The sequence below is a fragment of the Chroococcidiopsis sp. genome (genome assembly GCF_051657925.1).
GTDB lineage: Bacteria > Cyanobacteriota > Cyanobacteriia > Cyanobacteriales > Chroococcidiopsidaceae > Chroococcidiopsis.
In genome coordinates this window covers 1-8,313 of sequence record NZ_JBOFLP010000359.1, presented here as the reverse complement: position 1 = coordinate 8,313, position 8,313 = coordinate 1, and the positions used below count along the sequence as shown (strand labels likewise).

General features: G+C 42.4%; 9 protein-coding genes, 1 pseudogene and 1 riboswitch. Of the genes and pseudogenes, 7 read left to right on the top strand and 3 right to left on the bottom strand.

What is annotated here, in order from left to right; translation table 11 throughout:
* The first annotated feature begins 109 nt into the window (after nucleotides 1–109).
* Both ACRC32_RS28825 and ACRC32_RS28820 read left to right on the top strand, forming a co-directional pair.
* Nucleotides 110–1,411 carry a glucose-1-phosphate adenylyltransferase gene (locus tag ACRC32_RS28825; RefSeq protein WP_438557189.1) on the top strand — a complete coding sequence of 434 codons (1,302 nt, stop codon included), beginning with the start codon at nucleotides 110–112 and terminating at the stop codon, nucleotides 1,409–1,411.
* Nucleotides 1,412–1,492: 81 nt separating this feature from the next.
* Complete coding sequence (locus ACRC32_RS28820) at nucleotides 1,493–2,014, top strand: AAA family ATPase (protein WP_438557192.1); 522 nt, start codon at nucleotides 1,493–1,495, stop codon at nucleotides 2,012–2,014.
* 41 nt (nucleotides 2,015–2,055) lie between these two features.
* Here ACRC32_RS28820 and ACRC32_RS28815 read toward each other — a convergent pair whose 3' ends face one another.
* Entirely contained in the window at nucleotides 2,056–2,370 is a 315-nt protein-coding gene (locus ACRC32_RS28815; RefSeq protein ID WP_438557188.1) for a hypothetical protein, read from the bottom strand.
* Nucleotides 2,371–2,409: 39 nt separating this feature from the next.
* A riboswitch (Glutamine riboswitch) is annotated at nucleotides 2,410–2,488 on the bottom strand.
* Between the two features lie 588 nt (nucleotides 2,489–3,076).
* On the opposite strand from ACRC32_RS28815, the gene uraH reads away from it, so the two are divergent.
* Both uraH and uraD read left to right on the top strand, forming a co-directional pair.
* Nucleotides 3,077–3,436 carry a hydroxyisourate hydrolase gene (uraH, locus tag ACRC32_RS28810; protein ID WP_438557187.1) on the top strand — a complete coding sequence of 120 codons (360 nt, stop codon included), beginning with the start codon at nucleotides 3,077–3,079 and terminating at the stop codon, nucleotides 3,434–3,436.
* 148 nt (nucleotides 3,437–3,584) lie between these two features.
* The gene (uraD, locus tag ACRC32_RS28805) at nucleotides 3,585–4,085 is read left to right on the top strand and encodes a 2-oxo-4-hydroxy-4-carboxy-5-ureidoimidazoline decarboxylase (protein WP_438557191.1); all 501 of its coding nucleotides are present in this window, start codon (nucleotides 3,585–3,587) and stop codon (nucleotides 4,083–4,085) included.
* Between the two features lie 38 nt (nucleotides 4,086–4,123).
* Here the strand turns inward: uraD and ACRC32_RS28800 are convergent, their stop codons facing one another.
* Entirely contained in the window at nucleotides 4,124–5,851 is a 1,728-nt protein-coding gene (locus ACRC32_RS28800; protein ID WP_438557186.1) for an iron uptake porin, read from the bottom strand.
* 326 nt (nucleotides 5,852–6,177) lie between these two features.
* Entirely contained in the window at nucleotides 6,178–6,453 is a 276-nt protein-coding gene (locus ACRC32_RS28795; protein ID WP_438557185.1) for a hypothetical protein, read from the bottom strand.
* Nucleotides 6,454–6,775: 322 nt separating this feature from the next.
* Here ACRC32_RS28795 and ACRC32_RS28790 point away from each other — a divergent pair, with 322 nt between their 5' ends.
* From ACRC32_RS28790 to ACRC32_RS28780, 3 genes and pseudogenes are all read left to right on the top strand, one after another.
* Nucleotides 6,776–7,231, top strand: a complete 456-nt coding sequence (locus ACRC32_RS28790) for a hypothetical protein (protein WP_438557184.1) — start codon at nucleotides 6,776–6,778, stop codon at nucleotides 7,229–7,231.
* Between the two features lie 660 nt (nucleotides 7,232–7,891).
* A pseudogene (locus ACRC32_RS28785) lies at nucleotides 7,892–7,993 on the top strand (solute carrier family 23 protein); the annotation flags it as partial.
* Nucleotides 7,994–8,227: 234 nt separating this feature from the next.
* The coding region (locus ACRC32_RS28780) for an NAD(P)-binding protein (RefSeq protein WP_438557190.1) at nucleotides 8,228–8,313 on the top strand (86 nt) is incomplete at its 3' end.

Below are 8,313 nucleotides of genomic sequence, written 5' to 3'. Positions count from 1 at the left end.
GAATTCTTCATTTGTAGTGCTGACAAATTTCTGCCTCTAGATTCTTAACAACTTTTACACCTAGTCCTCTACACTAATTTTGGGAACGAAAGGCAGTCGGGAGGAATTTGTGAAAAAAGTACTAGGAATTATTCTCGGTGGCGGTGCTGGAACTCGTCTTTATCCGCTGACTAAGCTACGAGCTAAGCCAGCCGTACCATTAGCAGGGAAGTACCGCTTAATCGATATTCCTGTCAGTAATTGTATTAACTCAGAGATCTACAAGATATACGTTTTAACACAATTCAACTCGGCTTCACTCAATCGCCACATCGCCCGTGCATACACCTTTTCTGGTTTTACTGAAGGCTTTGTAGAAGTCCTAGCGGCTCAACAAACGCAGTACAGCACTAACTGGTTCCAGGGTACGGCAGATGCAGTGCGTCAGTATCTTTGGTTGATGGAAGAGTGGAATGTGGACGAATATTTGATCTTGTCGGGAGATCACCTCTACCGCATGGACTATCGCCAATTTGTCGAGCGTCACCGCGAAACTGGTGCTGATGTGACTCTCTCAGTAATCCCGATCGAACAACGTCGCGCTTCTGACTTTGGCTTGATGAAAATTGACAGTGCGGGACGGGTGATCGACTTTAGCGAAAAACCCAAAGGTGATGCACTGCTGAACATGCAGGTCGATACTACAGTATTGGGGCTAGATCCAGAAGAGGCGAAGCAAAAACCATACATCGCTTCAATGGGGATTTATGTTTTCAAGCGCGATGTCTTAATCAAGTTGCTGAAAGAAGCTCCAGAACAAACTGATTTCGGGAAGGAAATTCTACCAGCTTGTGCGAAAGAGTACAACATTCAAGCCTACTTGTTTAACGATTACTGGGAAGACATCGGAACGATTGAGGCATTCTACGATGCTAACTTGTCGTTGACAAAGCAACCCTATCCAGCTTTTAGCTTCTACGAGGAAGAAGCACCAATTTACACTCGCGCTCGTTACTTGCCTCCTACTAAAATGATGGATTGTCAGGTAACAGAATCAATCGTTGGCGACGGTTGTATTTTGAAAAACTGTCGCGTACATCATTCAGTCTTGGGTGTGCGATCGATCATCCAAGCAGGCTCGATTGTAGAAGATGCGCTACTCATGGGGGCAGATCTCTACGACCCCCATATAGAAGAAAGACAGACAGTCTGTGCAGATGGCGAAATCGAGAACGTTCCCCTGGGAATTGGTGCTAACACCATTATCCGGCGGGCAATCATTGACAAAAATGCCCGGATCGGCTGTGATGTCCGCATCATCAACAAAGACCGGATCGAAGAAGCAGATCGAGAAAGCGAAGGCTTCTATATCCGCAGTGGCATTGTAGTCGTGCTGAAAAATGCCGTGATTTCCGATGGGACAGTTATTTAGTGGTGAGTGATGCCTGGTGAGTGGTGAGTGGAAGAATTGAAAATAATCTCTTACTCCCTACTCCCTTGTACGGGTACACAGATGTGCGCCCCTACCTACTCCCTAATTCTGCTTGTTGGTTTACCAGGGAGTGGAAAATCTACTTTAGTAGGACAACTGGTAGCAGCAGACCCAAAGCTACAACTCATCTCAACTGACAAAATTCGAGAACGCCTATTTGGTAATGAGGTGATTCAGGGGGAATGGTTGCTAGTTTGGCGCGAGGTGCAACGGCAATTTCAAAGGGCTACAATTCAAATTTCTCGCGGCGAAGTCAGTACGGCAATTTACGATGCGACTAATGCCCAACGCAGACATCGGCGAGAAGTCATCGTTTACGCTCGTGCTGCGGGGTTCAAGCAGATTGTAGGACTGTGGGTCGATACTCCTGTATGGTTGTGCCTAGCGCGAAATCGACGGCGCGATCGCCAAGTCCCTGAAGAGGTCATATTACGGATGCATCGTCAGCTGCGCGATGCGCCACCGAGTTTATCCGAAGGATTAGACTGTTTGCTGCGTTCCAGTCAATTATTTGTTTGCACTTCAACCACCTTACCACAGTAGGGTAGTGGGAACGCATAGCCATGCGTTCCCATCAATCCTAACTAGCTGCAAAAGGGTCGGAAGCATCTTTCTCCCACTGGCGGACGATTGTATGATTCTTCAATCCAAGTTCTGACTTCATTTTCTGAGTTAAAGTCAAACGTTTCGCCTGTTATCGGGTCGTAAAGCTTCCACAACGAACGACCTGTTTTATCTTCAGTTTTCCACACTCGCATTTCTGCGTTGTGACTCAAAGCTGTAATGAGCGATCGCCACATCTTTTTCAACCACGATGTGCGAGTTGGTTGATTGTGTTGCGATTCTGGTTTGTAGTTGTAAATTTGTTCTAGTTTTTGAATTTTTTGTCGATAATTCATCACAATCTCGCCTCCTGAAGGAATCAGGTAATAACTTCGCGTGCGTTCCTTCTGGATATCTCCTTACTTCCGTCTCTCTCAGCTTCTGGTGGAGAGTGTTTTAAGAGAGATGAACGATTTATTTTCTGTATCTATTGTAACTAAATTTTATTTAATTCAGTCAAAAAAACCATGAGATAGTCAGAGAAATTTGACATTTTAGCGAGAATGCATGAAATTACTGCTCGTGCTTCTGATTTATTTGCCTTCATCTAGGTTCATGTTTCTTTCGCTATCAGCTTGTATCCACCTACACAGAATGAAACGTTGTGTATGTATACAGTATTCTGAATTATGGAATTGACTCAAAAGTTGGCATCTTTATTGTTAAGCTGCTGCACGTAGCTGTGCGATCTTTGACTTTTAACTTTTGACTTTTGACTTGCTACTATGAGCTATACCTTTGACTTTTCAGTTATTTGGAATAACATAGGTTTGTTTGCTGCGGAAGCATTTGTCACCATTAGTTTATCGTTAATTGCGATCGCCTTTGGATTGATTATTGGGATTGTAGGAGCGTTATTGAAAACCTCTGGAAATCAATATTTTTCAATAATCCAAAAGAAGAGAGAACTAAAAAATTCCTATCGCAGATATTGCACTGAATTTCTGTTAAAATTTGAACGGCACATCAGCGCGATCGCCATTTATATTTACATTTATAACTATGGCAGGCAAACTTACCACTCATGTCTTAGACACAGCTCAAGGTTGTCCCGCTAAACAAATGACAATTGAATTGTGGTCGATTGAGTTGGATGGAGAAAGACAACTTTTAAAAACCATTCATACTAATAAAGATGGTCGTACAGACACACCATTGTTAGCTGATGAAGAACTCAAAACAGGTATTTATGAACTCATCTTTTCGGTCGGCGATTATTTCACCAAACATATAGATAACCTACCTCAGCCAGCTTTTCTCGATCGCGTACCGTTACAATTCGGAATCGCCGATCCTAATTCTCACTATCACGTTCCTTTACTCGTCTCTCCTTGGTCTTATAGTACTTATCGAGGTAGTTAAGCTTAATTTGGATCGCGCAAAGACGCAAAGGCGCAAAGAACACTTTTGCGTCTTTGCTACGCCAGTCGCACGGCAGTCGCTACAACGGGGGGAACCCCCGCACGGCGCTGGCTTGTCTTTGCGTGACAATTCTTGTCTAGGTAACTTGATGATGATATCTCTAACAGAACTGAACCAAATGAGCCAAGATGAGTTTGTAAAAACCTTGGGAGTAGTGTTTGAAGATACACCTGCGATCGCTTATCATGCTTGGTACGAGCGACCTTTTCAAGATATAGCTCAGTTACATCAAAAAATGGTAGATGTCATCCGAACTGCCAGTCAAGACGCACAAATAGAACTCATTCAGGCGCATCCTGACTTAGGTAGTAAAGCAAAAATGGCAATGGCATCGGTACAAGAACAGGCTGGTGTAGGATTAGATCGTCTTACACCTGAAGAATACGATCGCTTTTTATCTCTCAATCAAGCCTATAAAAATAAGTTCGATTTTCCGTTTATTATTGCCGTTAAAAACCACACAAAAGATAGCATTCTTGCGGCTTTTGAACAACGGTTGCAAAATTCTAGTGACATAGAAAGAAACCAAGCATTAGCAGAAATTTTTCAAATCGCTAAATTTCGTTTAGATGCGATCGTATCACAGTAGGGGCGCACAGCTATGCGCCCCTACCAATGTTTGATTTTTTAAAACTTAAATTGAGCGCGTAAATTCCCTACATAAATATTAGGATTGTCGCTGAAATTATTCGGATTGGCAATCAAATAAAATGCGGGAACTAGAGCAATGTTATCTGTAATTGGATAATAGTAAGTTGCCTCAAACTCATATTGTACGCCGCCATCACCACCACCAGAAACTAAAAAGTTTCGACCGTCCAACACGGCAAATGGTCTGAGATATGAAAATGTTAACAGCGCTCCTTCTTTACCTAAATCGGGAAATGCTAATCCTGCTTGAATTGCCTGTACGTCAACTTCTCCATCCGGTCGTCCGGCGGTTGTGGGTTTAATATCAGTGCTGGCATAGGTATAACGTCCAAATAAACCAATGCCTTGAGTTACTAACCAGTCAAAGTTAAAGTTCAAAGTGTCAGCTGTGGCATCTTCAATTGAACCGCCAAACCCATCATCGACAAAACCATAAATCGGTTCGCCAATTGCGCCACCTACCCGTCCGTTCACTGCTTGAATATTAGAACGGTTGTAGAGAAATCTCAGGTTAAGATTTTTGCTAGGAGCAAAGGCTAATTCTGCTGTAATTGTGTTAGTTGGTTTAAATAAACCTTGGCTAGGATTACTAGAAGTATTGAACGCAGAACCAGAAAGAAATTCTGTATTCTCACCTAAATAACCAGCAGTTAACTTGAATTGGTTGTTAATTTCCCAGGCTACGACTGCTCCCGAACCTCTATCGACGGAATTGAGTAGAGTACTACCAATCGAGTTATAGCTACTTGCTCCGTTTAAATAAAAAGTGAAGCGGTTATTGTCAAAATGACGAAACCAGTTAACGCGAGGACCAACTGTAAATTGTAGACTTTCCCCAACAGGAAAACTATAAAATAATTCGCGCACGACGACATTATTATCCGCTCCCGTGACACCTTTTTGATCTGTGTAAGGTACGCCAAAGGTATTAAATAAACCAGCGGAAGCAAATGTATTTGCAGGAGAATTCCCATTCCCGGCTACGAGTTGGGTGACCAGGCTGTCCTTACCTGTAAATGAAGTGTTGAAATTGAGGAAAAGGTAATCGCTGAAGGTAACATTAGGGTCGTCAGTCATCGTCCGGCGTACAGGTCTACCATCAGCTCCCCGCGCCGGGACAAAAACACTGGTTCCCTCTGCCGTTATGTCTCCGTCGGCAAAAGCTCCAGTCACGTTGAGGAAAATATTAGCAGTTAGTTTTGTCGTCGTGGAAAATTGATTTGCTTCTAATTCTGCTGTTTGTGTTTCCAAAGCATCGACACGACGGCGCATAGTAGCAATTTCAGCTGCAAAGTCTGCTTGCAGAGCTTGCAAGGTGTCTAAGTCCTGTTTGTCTACATCGGCGCTGGCTGTAGCAATGAGTTCGTTGACTCTGTCTAAACAAGCATTTAACCCTGCTGCAAATTCATATCTAGTTAAAGCGCGATTACCACGATAAGTTCCATCGGGATAGCCAGCAATGCAACCATATCTTTCTACTAGAGATTGTAATGCTTGAAATGCCCAATCTGTAGGCTGTATGTCTGAAAGCTGAGAGACAGATGTGACTTGTGCCATTGTCTCTGTATCCGTCTGAGATAATTTTAAATTATTCTCATTTGCCTCTACTGGTAGCACGCCGATTGAAAGACTTGCTATTAATAAACTCAACCACAATGTTATTTTAGCTGTCGCTTTGACCTGACAAACACAAGCTGAATTCATAACTCCTCACACACACACAAATCTAGCAATAACAGATAGTACTCTGTCTTGCTACAACCAAAATTAAAATTGAAAAAACAGTTTTAGAGTGGCGATCGCACTCTAGAATTAGACTCGATCCAATGCCTAATACACATCCCTACTTATAGCTTTCAAGACCTTATCAGATTGCAAGCATACTGTATACGCTAGTGTAACTTGAGTGAAAAAATTGTAATTCCAACTACAAAAAAGTCTAGATCGTAGTACGAACTTTCGATCTAGACGCGATTGTTATTCCAGAATTGCTAACTCAAAAAATCTCATTTGGCAGACGCTGGGAAATTTTAATTCATCAGCAGCCAAAGTTTTTGCAGCGAACTGGTGGAATTTTCTTGTTGCTCGAATTCCTTGTTAGCCCAGCACCGTTCAATATACTCTACTTGTTGTTCGCGATCGACTAATTCATCGACAAGTAAGGAAATTAGTCCTCGCCAAGCAAAGTCCAATCCAAATCTGAATGCAGAGACTTTACCATATGGATTGGGAACGTGGTTGGGAATGAGTTCTAATTGTTGGTAGTTTTCCCACTGAGAGTTGCTTGTTTGACTGAGAGTTTTCACAATCGTCCTCCTCAATTGAAGTCATTGCAGGAGGCACTTCTAAACCTGTCACCACAACGCTTGACAATTACCCAAGTTACAGTTGTGCGGTCTGTAAGCGTATGTCCGAATCTTTTTCCGTGCCTTAAGATACATTTTTATTATATAACATGCTGAACTCTTGTTACATACCTGTTTTTAGAAACATTTTTGCTCTGTCAGCTCTCTCTTTGAGCAGAGATAAAAGCTGTATTCAGCTAGCTAAAAACCTTTCTGGAAAAGAATTTCGCTCGAAAATGCTAGTTTGAAATATGGCACGATTTTATACTCTTCCAATTAGCTAATGCTCAACTCAGATGATGAGGAAATTTTTTATTCCAGCGTGGCGATCGAATACATTGTGCCACAGGGGAAAGAAGCTGTTTTTCTCAATTGGCACGATCGCTTAGTGAGTGCTGCCGCACATTACGAGGGGTTTACTCGCACAGATCTCTGTCCGCCTCTGGAATGTCGCGATGGAGTCGTCAAATGGTATTCCATCATGCACTTCGATACACCGAATCGGTTAAATCGGTGGCTGCAATCAAGCGATCGCGATCGCTTGATGGAGTCGGGACGAGAGATTTTCCAAATTTATAAATTCAAGTCATTGACGACTGGCTTAGAGGGATGGTTTTCTCTCCAGTCTGGTACAGAGAAAACGAGTTTGGGTCTCCCAGCATGGAAGCAAGTCTTATCGGTAGTTCTGGGGTTGTATCCCACAGTAATGACGCAATCGCGCTTCGATCGCACCACTTAATATTTCAGCTCCGCCGCAGGCTTGTGTTGTTAAAAAATTTAGTATACTGTATACCATGTCTATCGAGTTTAGGTTTAGGCTGCAATACTTGATGCGTGCAATTTCCTTGCTGCGTGACAATTCTAGAAGTAATCTAACAAAATTTAGACAGCGACCAATCGACAACGAACATTTTTTAAATCGATATTTTGTAGCCAAAAATACAGAATATTGAAGTTGGAGATAATTTGTATTTTCGATCGCTAAATAATTTCAAGTTGATGAGTCAAGAGAGGAGAGACAAACGATCGTAAATTGTATTAAATGATGCAAAAAAATCTCAACTCTCTGAGATTTAATGACAATTTAGTAGCAAAGAGCGACTAAACTCCAGCAGGCGATCGGTTGGAAATAAAGAGGCGATCGCTCGTGCATGACAATAACGAAAATAGTTTTATAAACCTCACAAATAAGCACTGAATTTGAGGAATATTGATGACAAAAATAAGTGTTGAATCGACTCCGCAAACGGAGGAGCGCAACGCCGTAACCCCTGTTAACAAGCTAATCTACGGACTGAACGATAAGCATCCATTTGTGGAAGCGGTGCTAGCAGCCATGCAGCATGTCTTAGCAATCTTTGTAGGTATTATTACTCCCCTATTGGTGCGGCACATCGAAGGGGAAACTTTAGGAGATGGTGTAAATTCTCTGATTGCGGCATTATTCAATACATTTCCCAACACGACATTCAGCCAGAATAATGGCGTGATTCAAATATCTTATTAAATTGGTTGTTACCTTACGATCGCAAAGAAGGAGCTACCGAGCAGGACGAGACTAATGCTGACAAACTTGCAGAGTTAGAAGCATGAGCAAAATTCAAAATTCAAAAGTTAAAATTCAAAAGTCAAAATTTTGAATTGTTTTGGTCGCTGAGTAGGAACAAGTTAAATTAGGGACGAGTTACGTAGAGGCAAGTTACATAGGGGCAAGTTACGCAGGGGCAAAGTTACAATGTATAACCTCAAGGTTGTCATCATCGGTGCGGGAATTGGCGGTTTAACCGCAGGTATCGCTCTGCGTCAGGCAGGGTACGAAGT

Coding starts and splice junctions, on each gene's coding strand:
- ACRC32_RS28790 (WP_438557184.1), top strand. CDS start 6,776: ATGCTCAACTCAGATGATGAGGAAATTTTTTATTCCAGCGTGGCGATC.
- ACRC32_RS28820 (WP_438557192.1), top strand. CDS start 1,493: ATGTGCGCCCCTACCTACTCCCTAATTCTGCTTGTTGGTTTACCAGGG.
- uraH (WP_438557187.1), top strand. CDS start 3,077: ATGGCAGGCAAACTTACCACTCATGTCTTAGACACAGCTCAAGGTTGT.
- ACRC32_RS28800 (WP_438557186.1), bottom strand. CDS start 5,851: ATGAATTCAGCTTGTGTTTGTCAGGTCAAAGCGACAGCTAAAATAACA.
- uraD (WP_438557191.1), top strand. CDS start 3,585: ATGATGATATCTCTAACAGAACTGAACCAAATGAGCCAAGATGAGTTT.
- ACRC32_RS28815 (WP_438557188.1), bottom strand. CDS start 2,370: ATGAATTATCGACAAAAAATTCAAAAACTAGAACAAATTTACAACTAC.